The sequence below is a fragment of the Nonomuraea cavernae genome, assembly GCF_014646355.1.
In the GTDB taxonomy this organism is placed as follows: domain Bacteria; phylum Actinomycetota; class Actinomycetes; order Streptosporangiales; family Streptosporangiaceae; genus Nonomuraea; species Nonomuraea cavernae.
The window spans coordinates 1-15,783 of sequence record NZ_BMNH01000038.1 but is presented as its reverse complement, the minus strand read 5'-3'; the positions used below and the strand labels follow the sequence as shown (position 1 = coordinate 15,783).

Below are 15,783 nucleotides of genomic sequence, written 5' to 3'. Positions count from 1 at the left end.
TCTTCTCGATGGGACACGACGGAGAGGACGTCACAGGTTCGGGGTTGGACCGGCTGGCATCGGTCAACCTCAACCTGTTGGTGCCCCTCCTCGCGCTCCTGGAAGAGTGTTCGGTGACCAGGGCGGCGCAACGGGTCGGGCTGTCACAGCCGGCGATGAGCCACGCCCTCACGAGAATGCGGCGGCTGCTGGGTGACGACCTCGTCGTCCGGCAGGGGGCAGGCGTCACCCTGACCCCGCGAGCACAGGAGCTGATCGCGCCGCTGCGCAGTGCCCTGCAACAGACGGCACACATCGTGAACTTCCCCTCCTTCGACCCCGCCACGGATCAGCGCGTCATCACGATCGCCATGACCAACAGCACGGCGTTCGTCCTCGGCCCTCGACTGGCGCGGCTCATCGCCGAACATGCCCCTCGCGCCACGTTGCGGATCCGTACGATCACGGTGCCGACCGAGGCGACTTTCACCGACAAGGGCGTCGACGTCGTGCTGATCTCCGAGGGGCACTACTCGCCGTATCCACGCGAGCGCCTCTACGACGACCGCATTGTGGTGGTGGCCTCACCGGACACTCCTCCGGACGCGAACGCGCTCGACCTGCTGACCACCCAGCCGCACATCGTCGTCGACACCGATGGGCGGGTCTTCCCCTATGCGGTGCTGGAGGAGAAGGGGATCCCCTACCGGGTCGGCCAGTTGGTCTCCGACTTTCTGCTGGTGCCTTTCCTGGTCGCCCGCGCGGGCGGCGTCGCCCTCTTTCGCTACCAGGTCGCCGCCACCATGCTGACCCTCGCCGACCTGCGGATCGAGGAGTTCCCGTTCCCGCTTCCCGGGCTCGGGATCGACATGGTCTGGAACCCTCGGCTGGCTGACCAGCACTTCATCGAATGGCTTCGGGCGCTGCTGTTCGACGTCGCGACGGGTCTCTGATGCCGGCCTGATCCACCCGTTCCGGGAAGTAATGCGAGCCACGCTTCTTAGGGATCAGTTCGCCGCGATTGACTCCGTTACGAGCTCGCCATGGACCCGCTGAAGATATTCGACCGCGTGTTCCGCGGCAGGGTCGTGGTTCAGATGCTCCCGATAGAAGTGCAGCCGTTCCTCGCAGTCATCGATGATCTCGCTCCACGTACGGGCCCAGATGCGCACCCCTCCCTCCCACTCCGCGATGCAGCCCGGAGGGCGGTTCGGTGCGCTGGCATCCCGCCTGACGATGTCCGCCATCTCGGTTGAGACGACCCAGAAATCCCAGGCAACGCGGGCGTCGCGGAATTGCGGATCGCTGACGATCGCCTCCGCGTAACTCTTGATCTGAGCAACCTCGGCCTGGCCGATCTTGACCTTGGGAGCCTTGAGTTCGACCACAAGGTGTTCGCGTCCGGCGCTTCCGCGATGTGCTCGGCCAAGCAGGAGGTCGACGACGCCCGTCCTGCCATCCTCACGACGGACCGGATTCAGGCGGCCATCTTCCAGTTCGCGCCCCAGCTCCTTGAGATGGCGCACCAGCACGGCATCCAGGCTCTGGTCGCTGACCATCAAGGCGTAGGCGTCGCCGAAGATCCAGGTTTCACTTTCCAGGATCTTGTGGAGCTCGCTCCGTTCCTTGACGGTCCGGCTGATCTCCGGCTCGAACACAAGCCGCTTCAAGGCGGCCAGGAAGTCGAGCCGGTCACTCACCTGCCCAGTGGCCTTGATCACCTCGGACAGGCTGGTCCGTTGCAGGATCCGCTTGAGTTCCTCCTGTTCCGACTGGGGCAGCCGGAACAGTTCGTCCAGCACCGGATAAAGCCCACTCGGGTCGCGCGAGATGATCTCGCGGAGGAGTCGCAGCGTGGTCTTCTTGCTCTGCGTCACGCCCGGCAGGCGCCGGGAGATCCTGGTAGCCACCTCGTCGAACATCTCGCGTTCGACCGCCTGCGCCGGCTCGGCGGGCTCCTCGGAGTATGGATAGACGCCCTCGGACTTCCATTCCTGGATGAGCCTCGCCCTGCGCTCCTGGTCGCGTCTCTTGACATGCGCACGCAGTGTCTCGCGGGCGAGGGCGAGGAGAGGACCGATCTCGTCCATCTCCGCCAACGGGAGATCGTCCCGCCGCTCGACGAAGCCGTCCCAGAGCAGATACGCCGTGAAGTGGTAGCCGGGCGCCTGGATCCCGGGCGATAGTTCGTCCAGAACCACACCGTTGGCATCACAGAGAGCGAGCACCCGGCCGACGTCCTTCGGCCATTCGATGACGCGCAGCACCGGTTCTGGGTGACCGTCCGCGTCCGGCCAGGGCACCGGATACTCGGCCATGTCAGTCCACACCGTGGCCGGATCAAGGACCGTGCCCTGATAGACGATCCGCACCTCGAGGTTGGCCGCCAGGAATGGCGCGAAAGTTGAGGCCAGCTGTTGAGCCGTGTCGTCCTGTGTCAGGCGGGTGACGAAGTCCGCCGGGACCGACGCTTCCACCCGTGTCCCGGATGGCTCTCGTACGTATTCCGGTTCGGAGATGTCGAAATCGGCAGGCCTGTCGACTGCTCCGCTGATCACCGTCCGTTCGATCCGGCCGTCTGCCGCCTTCGCGACCGTGACCCAACGCACTTGCTCGCCGAGCGCGAACGCGCGGAGCCTGCCCTGCCCGCTGCGCCCGTGCAGCCCGCGCTTCAGCTCCGGGGACACCTTGGCGGTGGTCTTCCAGGATCCGCCCAGACCTCCGAAGTAGTTGGCGCAGGAGGCATTCGGCATGCCATGGCCGTTGTCACTGACCCGAACCGACTCCACACCGTCCAGCTCGTTGACCTCGAGGTCGACGCTGACGAGGCTCGCTTCCGCGTCCAGGGCGTTCCAGATCATCTCCGCGACCGCGCCTACCGGGTCCCGCTGCTTCGCAAGTCGCAGCAGATGGTCGGGTTTAGCCTCGATGTGAACGGTTGGCACACGGCCACTATCCCAGACGACGTGCGAAATCGCGCGAAAGATGATCGGTTCGCGGGCGGGTCGAGGTGCTGTGACGGCCTCCGTCATCACCGTGAGAGACCCGGATGGGAGTAGCCACGCGGCCGGCGTCAGAGGCCGGTCGTCACGTCCGGGACGGACGTGTCCAGCCTTCGCGGCGGGCGCCGGTAGCCGGTGCTCGGCGGGCGTTCGGGGATCTCCATGGACGGCCGTTCGACCTCCTCGTACGGGATCGTCGACAGCAGGTGGCTGATCATGTTGATCCTGGCCCGGCGCTTGTCCTCGCTCTCCACGTCGTACCAGGGCGCCTCGGGGATGTGGGTGTGGATCAGCATCTCGTCCTTGGCCCGCGAGTACTCCTCCCAGCGGGTGATCGACTCCAGGTCCATCCGCGACAGCTTCCAGTGCCGCATCGGGTCGTCCAGCCTGGCCCGGAAGCGGCGTTCCTGCTCGGCGTCGCTCACCGAGAACCAGTACTTGCGCAGCAGGATCCCGTCCTCCACCAGCAGCCGCTCGAAGATGGGGCACTGGTGCAGGAACCTGGTGTATTCGTCCTGTGTGCAGAATCCCATCACCCGCTCGACGCCCGCCCGGTTGTACCAGCTCCGGTCGAACAGCACGATGTTCCCGGCGGCCGGCAGGTGCTCCACGTAGCGCTGGAAGTACCACTGCGTCCGCTCCCGCTCGGTCGGCGCGGGCAGGGCGACGATCTGGGTGATCCGGGGGTTGAGATACTCGGTGACCCGCTTGATCGTGCCGCCCTTGCCGGCGGCGTCACGGCCCTCGAAGAGCACGACCAGCCGCTGCCCCTCGGCACGCACCCACTCCTGCACCTTGACCAGCTCCGCCTGCAGGCGAAGCAGCTCCTTCTCGTACGGCTTGCGCCTCAGCTTCTGGACAGCCATGCGGATCGATTCTCCCTGATGCCTCGCGGCTGGTGAGTACCAGGATGCGCGGTGATCGGCCCGCCGTCACGTGGGCGCGTCGGGACTCACAGTCATGCCCGGCCACGCTGATCGGCTGCATCGGTCGGGGTCATCACCCGCGCTGACGAACAGCGCGATCAGCCTGGGGCGCCGGCGGCCCGGTGTTCGGTCAGTTCGAGCTCGATGAAGGCGTCGATCATGGCCCGCCACACACTCTCGGCCACGTCCGGGGACAGTCCGGCGCCGGCGGCGCGTTCGCGGGCCGCCGTGACCACGTGCTCCACCCGGCCGGGAGCGCGTACGGCCTGCTCGTCCTTCTTGAACGCGGCCGCTCGCCGGACCAGGGCCTGCCGATCGGCCAGGAGGCGGATCAGCTCGCCGTCGAGCGCGTCGATCCGGGCGCGGACCTCGGCCAGGCTGGTCGGTTCGGACACCAGGCTCTCCTCGTGCTCAGGGGAAGGCTCACAAAGTACTCGGGGAACGGGGGATCCGCCATGTTGCGCCAGCTCGCCGCCACCACCGGCGGTGCGGTTCCACTACACCCTGGCCAAGGTCGCGTACGACCCGGTCAGCAGGCAGTTGCTGGAGGTCTGGGAGGTCTTCGGCGACGCCTAGGGCCGGTCGAAGGCCTGGGCGACGGCGAGGCTGTCCTCGTAGATGTGGTGCCGGGTGACGAGGCCGTCTTCGACCGTGAGGTGCAGGGCGAACCTTGACCGGTAGGCACGTCCGGTGGAGCGGGCGGTCTGGCGGATCTCGCCGAGGACGACCGCGTCGTCGCCGTCCACGAGAACGCGTTCGATCACGGTGCCCGCCTCTTCGGGCACGTGGTGCTCGGCGATCTGCCGGAAGTGGGCGGCGGCGTCGGCGCGGGTGGCGCGGTGCCGGATCCATGGCGTGGCGGCGCGTCCGTGCTCGGCCTCCGGCCAGTCCAGTTTCCAGTCGCTGTGCTCGACGTACATCTCGGCGATGCGCTCGGAGTCGCCGTCGCCGATCCGACGCAGTAGTTCTTCGACGACCTCGCGCGTAGACATGGGGTATTTCCTCCCGATCAGGACCTGCGGTGAGATCACATCCTTTCCAATACGCCCACGTGGCGCGATTACCTCTCAGGTAACAGGATTCATGACAGACAACCGCATACGTGGATCTGAGGAATGTTTCGCATCATCGTCGGGGTCGCTCCCCATCCGCGCGGCGTCCGGGTCACCCGCGCCTGCTAGCTTCGTCGTCTGTATGACACATGTCGCTGGTGCCAGGAGAGGCCCTATGCACGGACGCATCCCCTGGCATGAACGCACGACCCTGACTCCGGAACAACGCGCGGACTTCGAGTGGTACGCGCACGAACGGGTCGGCCGCGGGGTCGGGCTCACCGAGGAAGAGCTGGCCGCCCTCTCCACCGGGGCCGACGCCGTCACCTTCGACGAGACCGAGCGCACCCTCCGGGCGGTCTGCCGGGCCCTTCTCACCGACCGCTCCCTTGACGACGCCCTCTACGCGCGCGCCACGGCCGACCTCGGCGAGCACATGCTGTACGAGCTCGTCGTCCTCGTCGGCTACTACGACACCCTCGTCCTGTCACTCAGCGCCTTCCGCACCCCCCTCCCGGCCGGCGAGCCCCCGTTCTTCGACCGTCCCTCCCCCGAGCAGGACCCCACCGCGGGGCGCGGGGCGCCCCCGCGTCTCTAACCGGCCTGGCCCTCCTGGGTGAGGTCGCCGGGCAGGGGAGGCAGGTGGCTGACGAACCAGTCGGCGGCCAGGTCGGCGACCTGGTCGAGCGCGCCGGGCTCCTCGAACAGGTGGGTGGCGCCGGGCACGATCTCCAGCCGGGTCTCGCCGGGCATCCGGCGCTGGGCCTGACGGTTGAGGTCGATGACGATCGGGTCGTCGCCGCCGACGATGAGCAGGGTGGGGCACTCCACCCGGACGAGGGAGTCCTCGGCCAGGTCGGGACGGCCGCCCCTGGAGACGACGGCGCGGACGGTGTCGGGACGGTGCGCGGCGGCCACGAGCGCGGCGGCGGCGCCGGTGCTGGCGCCGAAGAGGCCGATGCCGAGGCCGGTGAGGCGGGGGTCGGCCTCGGCCCAGTTGGTCAGGCAGGTCATCCGGCCGGCGAGCAGGTCGATGTCGAAGCGGTATTCGCCGGTCAGGGAGTCGCGCCGGTCCTCCGCCAGGGTGAGCAGGTCGGCGAGGACCGTGGCCAGCCCGGCGGCCTGGAGACGCCCGGCGACGTGACGGTTGCGCGGGCTGTGGCGGCCGCTGCCGCTCCCGTGGGCGAACAGCACCACTCCCCTGGGGTCCGCCGGCACGGCGAGATCGGCCTCCAGAACGGCGTCGGCCACGTGCACCCGTACGCTCTCTTCCACCCTTGCCCACCTCGCTGTCAGCCCTGTGACCTGCTGTGATGCCCCCAGCGTACGCCTCCCGATTTATTCACTATATTTAGTACATGCTGAATATAGAGGCGAGCCTGACAGTCGCGGGATGCGACCTCCGCTACTGGGACACCGGCGGCGACGGCACTCCCGTGGTGTTCTCGCACGGGGCGGGAGCCGACCAACTGATGTTCCGGTCGCAGGCCGAGCACCTGGCCCGTCACGGATACCGGGTGGTCACCTGGGACCTGCGCGGGCATGGGCGGTCGCGTCCGGGCGGCGCGCCGTTCACGGCGGAGCGGGCGGCCGGCGACCTGGTGGCGCTCCTCGACCACCTGGAGTTGGCGCGGCCCGTGCTGGCGGGGCAGTCGCTGGGCGGCAACCTCGCCCAGGCCGTCGTGCGGCGGCGGCCCGGCCTGGCCCGCGGACTGATCGTGATGGACTCGACGTGCAACACCGGCCCGCTCAGCCGCGCCGAGCGCGTCCTGCTCAGCGCCGCGCTGCCCACCCTGTCCGTGATCCCGGCGCGACGGCTCCCCGCGCTGATGGCGAACGCCTCGGCGGCCACCGAACAGGGACGGGCGTACGCGCGGCGGGCGTTCGAGCAGTTGCCGAAGCGGGAGTTCCTGGCCGTGTGGCGGGCGACCGTGGAGCTGGTCGATCCCGATCCGGCCTACCGGACTCCGGTGCCGCTCTGCCTGATCCGCGGCGAACGCGACCGCACCGGCAACATCGCGACCGCGATGCCCCGCTGGGCCCGCACCGAGGGGGTGCAGGAGACGGTCATCCCGGACGCGGGGCATCTCGTCACCCTGGACGCGCCCGACGCGGTCAATTCGGCGATCCTGGCGTTTCTCCGTACGGAGCTTGAATCATGAGCGAAACGGACAGCTTCGTGACCGCGGTGGGCGATCTCCTCGCGTCGTGGAACCTGCCGCACGCGACCGGCCGCGTGTACGGGCTGCTGCTCGTCACGGACGAGCCCCTCTCGCTGGACGCCATCGGCGCGGAGCTGCGCCTCAGCAAGGGCGCGGTCAGCACCGCCGTGCGACAGCTCGTGTCGTGGGGCCTGGCCCGCACCATCCCACGGCCTGGCAGTCGCCGCCTGGTCGTGGAGGCCGCCGGGGGGATCGAGTCGCTCCTGGAGGCCAGCCACGCCCGGGCCCGCACCCTCATCGGCACCCTGCGGCAGGGCCGCGAGCTGGCCAGGAGCCCGGCGACGCGCGAACGGCTGGACAGCGTCGTCGGCCTGTTCGAGAGCTATGTCGCCGTCGGCGAGGACATGCTCGCGCGGCACCGCGAGCCACCCTCCTGAGGGGCCCGGGTGAACGAGTTCGTCGGCGCTTGCCAGATATGTCCGGGGTTGTGGGTTGAGTCCTGGTCTTACCTGGGTCGTGACGGGGAGTCGTGGTTCTGCCTTACTGGATGGGCGTAAGCAACGACCTTCAGAACGACCTTCGGGAGCGACGATGGCCGAAGCGCTCACCCTGGCCGGGCGGGCCGTACACGAACTCCTGGACCGGAAGGCGGTGAGCCTGGCCCGGGAGCTCGTCCGCTCGTTCGTCGAGGAGATCCCCGTCTACCGCCAGTTACCCGCCGAGGAGATCGCGGGCGACATCGAGCGGATCACCGTGCACAACCTGAGGCTGGTCGCCCGGATGTTCCGCGACCGCCGGGCGCCCACCTCGGCCGAGCTGGAGCCGCTGCGCAGGTCGGCGGCGCGCAGGGCGCAGGAGGGCGTGCCGGTCGAGGCGATCCTGGCCGCCTACCATCTGGGGGCGGGCCGGATCTGGGATCACGTGTTCGCCGACGCCTGCCAGGAGGATCTGCCCGACGCGCTGGACGCCGGCCGGCTGATGCTCCGCTACATCGAGTCCGTGACGGCCGCCGTGTGCGGCGCCTACCAGAGCGAACGCGAGAGCCTGGTCAGCCAGGACCAGCACGCCCGGCACGCCGCCGTCTCGGCGCTGCTCAGCGGCGAGCCGCTGGCCACGGCCGGCATCCGGTTCGCCGCCCGCTATCTGGTGCTGAGCGTGACGTTCGGCTTCCACCCCGACGAGCGGTCGGGGGCGGTGGCGGGGCGGCGCAAGCTGCGCCGGATCGGCGACTCGGTGCAGAAGTTCGCCGCCGAGCCGGTGCTGTCACTGCTGGATCCGGGCGGCGGGCTGATCTTCGTGCCCGACCTCGACTGGTGCTCGGCCGAGGCTCTGGTGGCCGGGATGGGCGAGGCGGCCGGGGTGGAGGTGCGGGCCGCGGGCGAGGTCGTCCCGCCGGAGGGTGTGGCGGACGCCGCCCGGCTGACCCAGGAGGTCCTCGACGTGGTCCAGCTCTTCCAGCATCCGCCGGGGCTCTACCGGCTGGCCGACGTGCTGCTGGAGTATCAGCTGACCCGGCCGAGCGAGGCGACGGAGCACCTGGCCGGGCTGCTCGACCCGCTGACCGGCAACCCCGACCTGCTGCGCACCCTCACCGTCTACCTGGAGACCGGGCTGGACCGCAGGCGTACGGCCGAGCTGCTGCACGTGCACCCCAACACGGTCGACTACCGGCTCCGCCGGGCCGTGAGCCTCACCGGGCTGGACCCGGTCGACCCGGCGGATCTGCAGTCCATCGGCGCGGCGCTGGCCGCGCGCCGCGCCAGAGGACGCTGACCTCGTGCTGTACGGGCTTATACGGCCGCGCGCACGGCCGCGGTGACGATGGTCGCGAAGTTGCGCATGCCGAGCGCGTTGGGGTGGAAGGGAGTGGCCGGGGTCGTCGGGATGTACGGCTCGATCCAGCGGACGCCGGACGACTTGCACGGGTCGTGGCCCTCGCTGGGCGTCTGCAGGTCGATGAAGCCCACGCCCTGGGCCGCGGCCTGCTGGGCGAGCATGAGGTTGAAGTAGGCGATGGTGGCGCGGATGTAGTTGGCGTCGGCCTTGAACACCGGCACCCTCGGCCAGCAGCCGTTGACCGGCGCGTAGGTGGCGTAGCCGACCACGTACACCCTGGCCTGCGGGGCACGCGCCCGGATGTCGCGGATCACCTGGTCGATCTTCGGCCGGAGCGCGTCGGTGGCGTCACGCCAGGAGTCGCGCCCGTTCTGCTGGTAGTCGTCGTTGCAGGGGTCGCCGGGCAGCAGCAGGTTGAGGCAGTCCTCGATGAAGCCGGTCAGGCCGACGTCGTTGGCGCCGATGTGCACGGTCACCAGGCTGGTGCTCGACGACAGCGCGTTGAGCTGCGGCGGCACCGAGCCGAGGTCGGTCTCCTGCGACTCGTACATGTGCCTGGTCTTGGCTCCCGAGCAGGTGACGTCCTTCAGGGAGCCGCCGAGGTTCTGCGAGGTCAGGTGGGCGTAGTTGCGGTCGGAGCGGAAGCAACCCAGCTCGGGCAGGATCTGGTTGGGGATGAGCGGCCCGGCGGCGGCCGAGTCACCGAGGGCGACGTACGACTCGGCGGCGGCGGCGTGCGCCACGGGCGTGAGGCTGAGCGCGAGCAGGCAGGAGGTGGCGAGGAGCGTTAATCGGCGGAACATGGTGACTCCCTAACGTCGGAAGGGGCCGGTGACTTCGTAGGTGACGCCGCCCGTGCCCGCCGTCTCTCCACTGGTCCCGCGCTGCGAGGAGAAGTACAGGCGCGAGCCGTCGGGAGAGAACGCGGGACCGGTGATCTCGGAGCTGCCGTGACCGTCGAGCCGCATGACCGGTGCGACGATCCGGTCCGGAGTGATGATGTTGATCTCCATGTTGCCGCCGTCCTCGGCGACGTAGAGGTCGCCTCCGCGGGTGCCGGTGATGTTGTCGACGCCGTCGAGAGTGCCTCCTCCCGCGTAGATCGCGGAGAGCGTGCCGGCGACCGCGTCGTACGCCCAGACCTTGCGGTCGCCCTTGGCCGTGAAGTAGCAGACGCCGGCGGCGTAGTGGCAGCCTTCGCCGCCGTCGAAGTGCAGGGCGGAGCTCACCTGGTGCCGGGTCTGCCGCTCGAACACGCCGGGCGACGGGTCGGGGACCTGACGCCACACGACGCCCTCGCACAGCACGTCGAGCCGGCCGCTGGACAGGTCACCCCAGGTGTTGGGGCGGAACCGGTAGAGGCAGCCGTCGCTCTCGTCCTCGGTGAGGTAGATGACCTGGTGGTCGGGGTCGCAGGCCGCCGCCTCGTGCTTGAACCGGCCCATCGCCGAGCGCGCCTGGGCGGAGCGGACGCCGTACGGGTCGGTCTCGTAGACCCGGCCGCGGAAGATCTCCTCGCACGACAGCCAGGTGTTCCACGGCGTCGCGCCGCCCGCGCAGTTGATGTTGGTGTTGTTGAGGATCCGGTACGCCCGCTCGATCGAGCCGTCGGCCCGGAACCTCAGCGCCGACGCGCCGCCGATCAGCGGGACCTCGGAGTTGGACACGTAGATCCAGCCGGTGCCGTTGGCGAAGCAGGCGCCGCCGTCGGGGGCGGGATGCCACAGGATGCCGCCCACCGACTGGCCCGTGCGGGCCACGACCCGGCTGGTGAAGCCGGCGGGCAGGGCCATCCCGTTGGCGTCGGGCGGGCCGAGTGGTCCGTACGGACTCACTCCGGCCCAGGCGGGTGCCGCGGCCTGCCACAGCGAACCCGAGAAGGCGGCGGCGGACATGGCGAAGAGGAAGGTGCGTCGCTCCATGGGAATCTCCCGTGATCAGTGGAGTTCTCCCACACCATCCGTCGCCGCCCCCCGTCCGTGAATTGGGCGGCGCGGTAAATCGCGGCGGCCATTCTTGTGACCCATCACATAGCCGCCCGGCGGCTGTGAGCGTCCGACGTCAAGGAACCGGGGAAATGTCGGAGCGATCTGCCAGGATCGCGGCAAACGTGCCGAGGACAGGACGCGGATGCACTTCGTCTATCGCAGTTGGTACGCCGGCCCGCTCAGCAAGCACGCTCGGCACTTTCCCGGTGTCACCGTCCTCGACTGGTTTCGCCGCTCCTGGGACGAGGCCGCTCGGGAGGACGCCCATGAGTGGGTGCGTCGCGAGCTCGGCGCGGACGTCTATGGCCTTTACAGCGTCTTCGAGACCGGAGAGCCCGCGCCCACGAGCATGGCCGACCTGCGCCGGCTGATGCGGCATCACCTCCACTACGAGGAAGACCTGCGCGTGGACGACCACAGCGTCCGTGTCCTCACCAACGACGACGAGGTGAAACTCGCGTACTACTTCGTGGACGACGCGCTCGTGTCCGCGGAGCCTGATCGCTGGTCGTATCCGGTTCACCAGGGGCGGCTCCTGCCGGATGCCGCGGACGGCCCGGGCCGGCCCTTCGAGCCTCCGGTGTCCCCCAACACCGTCGACCTCGGCCGCGAAGGAGGCGACGGGGTGACGTACGCGGTCGTCCTCGATTTCGAAGACGGCGATCGGAGCGTGGGCGGGGTTCGGTCCACGGCCTTCCCCGGCGTTCGGCTGCCGGAGCTGGCGACGGCCCTGCGCGAGAGTGACGCTGACCCTGAGCGTTGGAGCGGCGAGATGCTGGCACTACGGGCACTGACGGCCCCGGGCGAAGATCTGATCGGCCCCGCGCTGGAGCGCCGCAACAGATGGCCGACGACGGAGGACGAGATCATCGGCGTTCACCGGCGTCGCCGGGCGGCGCTGGCCTATCCGCACCCGCGGGCACACGCGCGGGCGCTGCGCCTGCTTGACGGCTTCACCCCGGCGTACGGTCGCGACCCTGGCCGCTCGCTCATCCACGTCGGCGACCACCTGGCCCAGATGTGCGTTCACACCGATGAGCCGTTCGGCCACCGGCAGTGGTTCCTGTTCGACGACATCTGGGCGGCGGCTCATCCCGGCCTGGCCGCTTCGCTGATCCATTACGCGTTCCACTGGGACCCGCGCTGCACCCGGCGGCATCCGCCCCATGCGCCCTGCGCGGACGATGCCTACCTGGAGATCGAACACAACAACGGACACATCGTGCGGGACTACGAGCCGTACGACGAGCCCGAGATGCTGTCGATGATCGCCGCTCTGGACGCCGCGGGCGAGCATGCCGAACGAGATGTCCTGCGCGAGATTCTCACGGGAGAGCGTGCGGCCACGCGCGTGCTGCTGGTGGTCAACAGGCCCGCACACAGGGACCGGCACAGAAGGTTGATCGGTGTCATCGCCGCCCGGCTCCATCGGCCCGAGCCCGGCACCTGTGACGTGAGCGTCTTCGTGATCCGGCCCGACAGGCGGGGGGAGCATGCCGCCGTGCGAACGGCGCTGCGGCTCTGGCATGAGCTGCGAGCCGCCGGCGTCGACAGGCTGGCCTTCACGATGCCGCACAGCCGCATGGGGAGGGCCATGGTGCGCCGGTTGACCGGGCTCGGCGGGGAGACGCCGCCGGGCACCCGGGTGGAGGTGCCGCTCGAACAGGTGCGGCGCTCCTCCGACCGCTGGTGGATGACCCAGGCAGCCCCCTGACTCCTGCCCGGCGCGGGGACCGGACAGTGTTCAGGCCGGTCCCCGTCTGCCGGGCGGTGCTCAGACCGGGACGCCGAGGCGTCGGATCCGGATGCGGTCCACGCGCCGGGTCGGCTCCAGCACGATCCGGCGCGCCTCCACCGGTACGTGGCGCAGGTCGTGCGTGATGAGGATCGTGGTCCGGCCGGCCATGAGCCGCCGCAGCGGCGCCATGACACGGGCGGCGGTCGCCTCGTCCAGCCCGGTCATCGGCTCGTCGAGGACGAGGACGGGCGCGTCGCGCAGCAGTGCCCTGGCGATGGCGATGCGTTGCCGCTGGCCGCCGGAGACGAGCCGGCCGCGCTGGCCGAGCGGAGTCTCGTAGCCGCGCGGCAGCGTGGAGATGAAGTCGTGCACCCCGGCCAGTTCCGCCGCCCTGATCACGTCGTCGAGCGACGCGCCGGAGCGGCCGTAGGCGATGTTCTCGCGCACGCTGCCCGAGAACAGCATGCTCTCCTGGTGCAGGATCGTGACGTTCTCCCGCAGCGAGGCCCGGGTCACGTCGCGGATGTCGACGCCGTCCAGCAGGATGCGCCCCGCGCTCGGCTCGTAGAACCTGAGCAGCAGCTTGGTCAGCGTGGACTTGCCCGATCCGCTCGGCCCGGTGCAGACGATGAGCTCGCCGGGTTCGGCGACGAAGGACAGGTGTGACAGGGTCGGCCTCCTGCGGTTCGGATAGGTGAAGCCGATGTCGTCGAACTCCACGCGGCCGCGGCTGCGGGAGATGAGCGGCACAGCGACGGGGCGGTCGGTGACGGCCGGCCGGGCGTCGAGGATCTCCAGGACCCGGTCGGAGCCCGCCGCCGCCTCCGACACGGTGAGCGCGATCTGCCCCAGGCTCTGCACCGCCGGGTAGAGCATCGCCAGGTAGGCGGCGAAGGCGAGCAGGCCGCCCAGGGTGAGGCGTCCTTGGGCGATCTGCCAGGCGCCGAAGCCGAGGACGATGATCAGGCAGACGGTTTCGAGCACCTGGACGAGGGGGCCGTACATGCCGGACAGCCAGGCCTGTGACAGGTTGGCCCGCAGCCAGCCCTGGCCCTCGCGGTTCAGGCGTACCGACTCGTTGTTCTGACGGTTGTAGGCCTGCACCAGCGGCTGGTTGGCCAGGCTCTCCTCGATGACGCTGTTCATGGCGCCGTTGCTGCGGCGCTCGCGCGCGGCGGCCGTCCTGAACCTGCTCGCGAAGATCTTCGAGACCAGGAGGAACGCGGGGACCAGCGCCAGGGTGACCAGCGCGAGGTCCCACCGGACGTAGAACGCGGCACCGGCGAAGAAGACCACGCTGGCGACCGTGGTGATCAGTTTGACCACGCCGGAGCCGACGAGCTCCTCGATGGCCTCGATGTCGTCGGTCAGCCTGGCCATCAGGTCGCCGAGCCGCCGGTTCTCGAAATAGTCCGGTGTCAGCGTCTGGACGTGCGCGAACACCCGGTCGCGCAGTTTCAGCAGGAAGCGTTCGGCGCCGAGGGCCGTCAGGTACGTACCCCCGAAGGAGGCGAGGCCGGCGACGGCGGCGAGCCCGAGCCACATGGACGCGGGAGCCCAGAAGGCCGCCAGGTTCCTGGTGGTGAGCACCTCGTCGGTGATGTGGCCGAACAGGCCGATCGCGGCGACCTCGCAGAGCGCTGCCAGGATCGCGAACACCGCGCCGGCCGCGAACAGCCGGCGCAGGCCGCGAGTCCCGGGCCAGAACTCCCGGAAGGTCCGGCGCAGAGTGACCGCCGGCGCGAGCGGCGCGCGGTCTCCCCTGCCGGACGGCGAGAACGAGAGCCGGCGGGTGACCCGCCGGCTCTCACGTGTTCTTGCTACCACCACCACCGCCGGCGCCATCCGCAGCCACAGCCGCCTCCGCACCAGCGGCGTCGGCGGCATCCGCAGCCACGCCTCCAACCGCATGCCTGGAATCCGTTGCGAGCCATTTCTCCTCCTCCAGTGGTGAGGATCTTTCCAAAAAGGACGCTAGCACCCATAAGGACACAAATCACTACTAATCGGCCCGATTAAATGAGACTTGACCGGCGGCCCCAGGAAGAAAGGCCGGTTGCGCATTAGCGGTAAATGGCCTGCAAACAATCTTCGACGCGGTCCATACAGAAGGCGCCATAACCGGCCCCGCGCGCCGCCTTCGCCCGCAACTGCCGCCACCAGCGGGGATGGCGACTTTGGTTGAACATTAAACACGGCTAATTACCGACCAGTAACAGCCTCTGGAAGGCCGTTCGCGACGTTTGCCCCGAGGCCGGAAGTGACCGCTCTTTGTCATCCAAGGCGCGTCTTCAGCCACCCAGTGGGCAGGAGGCCGACATGGCTGAGTTCCTGACCGACATCAAGACCATCCGCGAGCGCGCCCGCGCCGAGATCGACAAGGGCCCCATCACCGACGCGTACGGCGCCGACCTGGAACGCGTCATCCAGGTGTGCAACGAGGCCCTGGCCACCGAACTCGTCTGCGTCCTGCGCTACAAGCGCCATTACTACACCGCCTCCGGGATCCAGTCGGAGTCCGTGGCCCAGGAGTTCCTGGAGCATGCCGGCGAGGAGCAACAGCACGCCGACAAGCTGGCGGCCCGGATCGTCCAGCTGGGCGGGAAGCCCGACTTCAACCCCGACACGTTGACCACCCGCGCCCACTCCCAGTACGACGAGAGCCTCGGCCTGATCGACATGATCAAGGAGGACCTGGTCGCCGAACGCATCGCGGTCGCCAGCTACACGGAGATCATCCAGTGGCTGGGCGACCGCGACATCACCACCCGGCGCGTGTTCGAGGAACTGCTCGCCAAGGAGGAGGAGCACGCCGACGACATGCAGAGCCTCCTGGAACGCATCCCCTCCGCGTGACTCACCTCGACGGCGGCACCGGGGGCTCCTCCGGTCGTTCGAGTGAGACCACCAGGTGGGCGGCGGACGGCGGGCGGGGGTCGTCGAGGTCGGGCGGCTTCCGGTCGAGGCGGAGACGTTGACGCGCTCCCCGGCCTGAAGGCCGAGGATTCAGCCTGTGCCGCTTAGGCGGCACTTCTGTGGCTACCTGCTTCGCCGACCGTGCCGCCCTGGCCGCGCTGACGCGCGGCCGGTCTGGTCTTAC

15 protein-coding genes are annotated in these 15,783 nt (G+C 69.3%); 7 read left to right on the top strand and 8 right to left on the bottom strand.

The annotated features are described in order from the left end of the window. Positions 1 to 8: 8 nt before the first annotated feature. Positions 9 to 932 carry a LysR family transcriptional regulator gene (locus IEY82_RS35195; protein ID WP_189128610.1) on the top strand — a complete coding sequence of 308 codons (924 nt, stop codon included), beginning with the start codon at positions 9 to 11 and terminating at the stop codon, positions 930 to 932. Positions 933 to 986: 54 nt separating this feature from the next. Here IEY82_RS35195 and IEY82_RS35190 read toward each other — a convergent pair whose 3' ends face one another. The 4 genes from IEY82_RS35190 to IEY82_RS35175 form a co-directional block, all read right to left on the bottom strand. Beyond that, the gene (locus tag IEY82_RS35190; protein ID WP_189128609.1) at positions 987 to 3,011 is read right to left on the bottom strand and encodes an ATP-binding protein; all 2,025 of its coding nucleotides are present in this window, start codon (positions 3,009 to 3,011) and stop codon (positions 987 to 989) included. A 41-nt stretch (positions 3,012 to 3,052) separates the two neighbouring features. Continuing rightward, positions 3,053 to 3,847, bottom strand: coding sequence for a polyphosphate kinase 2 (ppk2, locus tag IEY82_RS35185; protein WP_189128608.1), 795 nt, complete (start codon positions 3,845 to 3,847; stop codon positions 3,053 to 3,055). 158 nt (positions 3,848 to 4,005) lie between these two features. Next, positions 4,006 to 4,302: a chorismate mutase gene (locus IEY82_RS35180; protein ID WP_225263915.1), complete on the bottom strand. Its 297-nt coding sequence runs from the start codon at positions 4,300 to 4,302 to the stop codon at positions 4,006 to 4,008. Positions 4,303 to 4,479: 177 nt separating this feature from the next. Next, positions 4,480 to 4,899, bottom strand: coding sequence for a nuclear transport factor 2 family protein (locus tag IEY82_RS35175; protein WP_189128607.1), 420 nt, complete (start codon positions 4,897 to 4,899; stop codon positions 4,480 to 4,482). 235 nt (positions 4,900 to 5,134) lie between these two features. Between IEY82_RS35175 and IEY82_RS35170 the strand changes: the two genes are divergently transcribed. Continuing rightward, the gene (locus IEY82_RS35170) at positions 5,135 to 5,557 is read left to right on the top strand and encodes a carboxymuconolactone decarboxylase family protein (RefSeq protein ID WP_189128606.1); all 423 of its coding nucleotides are present in this window, start codon (positions 5,135 to 5,137) and stop codon (positions 5,555 to 5,557) included. Here the strand turns inward: IEY82_RS35170 and IEY82_RS35165 are convergent. After that, on the bottom strand, positions 5,554 to 6,234 hold the full coding sequence (locus IEY82_RS35165) for a dienelactone hydrolase family protein (RefSeq protein ID WP_189128605.1): 681 nt from the start codon (positions 6,232 to 6,234) through the stop codon (positions 5,554 to 5,556). The genes IEY82_RS35170 and IEY82_RS35165 overlap by 4 nt on opposite strands. Positions 6,235 to 6,317: 83 nt before the next feature. Between IEY82_RS35165 and IEY82_RS35160 the strand changes: the two genes are divergently transcribed. From IEY82_RS35160 to IEY82_RS35150, 3 genes are all read left to right on the top strand, one after another. Then, positions 6,318 to 7,121: an alpha/beta fold hydrolase gene (locus IEY82_RS35160; protein ID WP_189128604.1), complete on the top strand. Its 804-nt coding sequence runs from the start codon at positions 6,318 to 6,320 to the stop codon at positions 7,119 to 7,121. Beyond that, positions 7,118 to 7,558, top strand: coding sequence for a GbsR/MarR family transcriptional regulator (locus tag IEY82_RS35155; protein WP_189128603.1), 441 nt, complete (start codon positions 7,118 to 7,120; stop codon positions 7,556 to 7,558). Before IEY82_RS35160 ends, IEY82_RS35155 begins: the two co-directional genes overlap by 4 nt. 154 nt (positions 7,559 to 7,712) lie before the next feature. Beyond that, positions 7,713 to 8,894: a PucR family transcriptional regulator gene (locus tag IEY82_RS35150; protein WP_189128602.1), complete on the top strand. Its 1,182-nt coding sequence runs from the start codon at positions 7,713 to 7,715 to the stop codon at positions 8,892 to 8,894. Positions 8,895 to 8,911: 17 nt separating this feature from the next. Here IEY82_RS35150 and IEY82_RS35145 read toward each other — a convergent pair whose 3' ends face one another. Further along, positions 8,912 to 9,760, bottom strand: coding sequence for an SGNH/GDSL hydrolase family protein (locus IEY82_RS35145; RefSeq protein ID WP_189128601.1), 849 nt, complete (start codon positions 9,758 to 9,760; stop codon positions 8,912 to 8,914). Positions 9,761 to 9,769: 9 nt separating this feature from the next. After that, positions 9,770 to 10,879, bottom strand: a complete 1,110-nt coding sequence (locus tag IEY82_RS35140; RefSeq protein WP_189128600.1) for an alkaline phosphatase PhoX — start codon at positions 10,877 to 10,879, stop codon at positions 9,770 to 9,772. Positions 10,880 to 11,087: 208 nt separating this feature from the next. On the opposite strand from IEY82_RS35140, the gene IEY82_RS35135 reads away from it, so the two are divergent. Next, entirely contained in the window at positions 11,088 to 12,659 is a 1,572-nt protein-coding gene (locus tag IEY82_RS35135) for a hypothetical protein (RefSeq protein ID WP_189128599.1), read from the top strand. A gap of 60 nt (positions 12,660 to 12,719) precedes the next feature. On the opposite strand, the gene IEY82_RS35130 is transcribed toward IEY82_RS35135, so the two are convergent. Then, positions 12,720 to 14,594 carry an ABC transporter ATP-binding protein gene (locus IEY82_RS35130; protein WP_225263917.1) on the bottom strand — a complete coding sequence of 625 codons (1,875 nt, stop codon included), beginning with the start codon at positions 14,592 to 14,594 and terminating at the stop codon, positions 12,720 to 12,722. A gap of 408 nt (positions 14,595 to 15,002) precedes the next feature. Here IEY82_RS35130 and IEY82_RS35125 point away from each other — a divergent pair, with 408 nt between their 5' ends. Beyond that, entirely contained in the window at positions 15,003 to 15,539 is a 537-nt protein-coding gene (locus tag IEY82_RS35125) for a ferritin-like domain-containing protein (RefSeq protein WP_189128598.1), read from the top strand. The last annotated feature ends 244 nt before the right edge of the window (positions 15,540 to 15,783 follow it).

Bases quoted from the DNA above. Each gene is read 5' to 3' on its own strand.
- IEY82_RS35155 (WP_189128603.1), top strand. From the start codon at position 7,118: ATGAGCGAAACGGACAGCTTCGTGACCGCGGTGGGCGATCTCCTCGCG.
- IEY82_RS35190 (WP_189128609.1), bottom strand. From the start codon at position 3,011: ATGACGGAGGCCGTCACAGCACCTCGACCCGCCCGCGAACCGATCATC.
- IEY82_RS35135 (WP_189128599.1), top strand. From the start codon at position 11,088: ATGCACTTCGTCTATCGCAGTTGGTACGCCGGCCCGCTCAGCAAGCAC.
- IEY82_RS35125 (WP_189128598.1), top strand. From the start codon at position 15,003: ATGGCTGAGTTCCTGACCGACATCAAGACCATCCGCGAGCGCGCCCGC.
- IEY82_RS35150 (WP_189128602.1), top strand. From the start codon at position 7,713: ATGGCCGAAGCGCTCACCCTGGCCGGGCGGGCCGTACACGAACTCCTG.
- ppk2 (WP_189128608.1), bottom strand. From the start codon at position 3,847: ATGGCTGTCCAGAAGCTGAGGCGCAAGCCGTACGAGAAGGAGCTGCTT.
- IEY82_RS35140 (WP_189128600.1), bottom strand. From the start codon at position 10,879: ATGGAGCGACGCACCTTCCTCTTCGCCATGTCCGCCGCCGCCTTCTCG.
- IEY82_RS35170 (WP_189128606.1), top strand. From the start codon at position 5,135: ATGCACGGACGCATCCCCTGGCATGAACGCACGACCCTGACTCCGGAA.
- IEY82_RS35195 (WP_189128610.1), top strand. From the start codon at position 9: ATGGGACACGACGGAGAGGACGTCACAGGTTCGGGGTTGGACCGGCTG.
- IEY82_RS35145 (WP_189128601.1), bottom strand. From the start codon at position 9,760: ATGTTCCGCCGATTAACGCTCCTCGCCACCTCCTGCCTGCTCGCGCTC.
- IEY82_RS35130 (WP_225263917.1), bottom strand. From the start codon at position 14,594: ATGCGGTTGGAGGCGTGGCTGCGGATGCCGCCGACGCCGCTGGTGCGG.
- IEY82_RS35160 (WP_189128604.1), top strand. From the start codon at position 6,318: ATGCTGAATATAGAGGCGAGCCTGACAGTCGCGGGATGCGACCTCCGC.
- IEY82_RS35175 (WP_189128607.1), bottom strand. From the start codon at position 4,899: ATGTCTACGCGCGAGGTCGTCGAAGAACTACTGCGTCGGATCGGCGAC.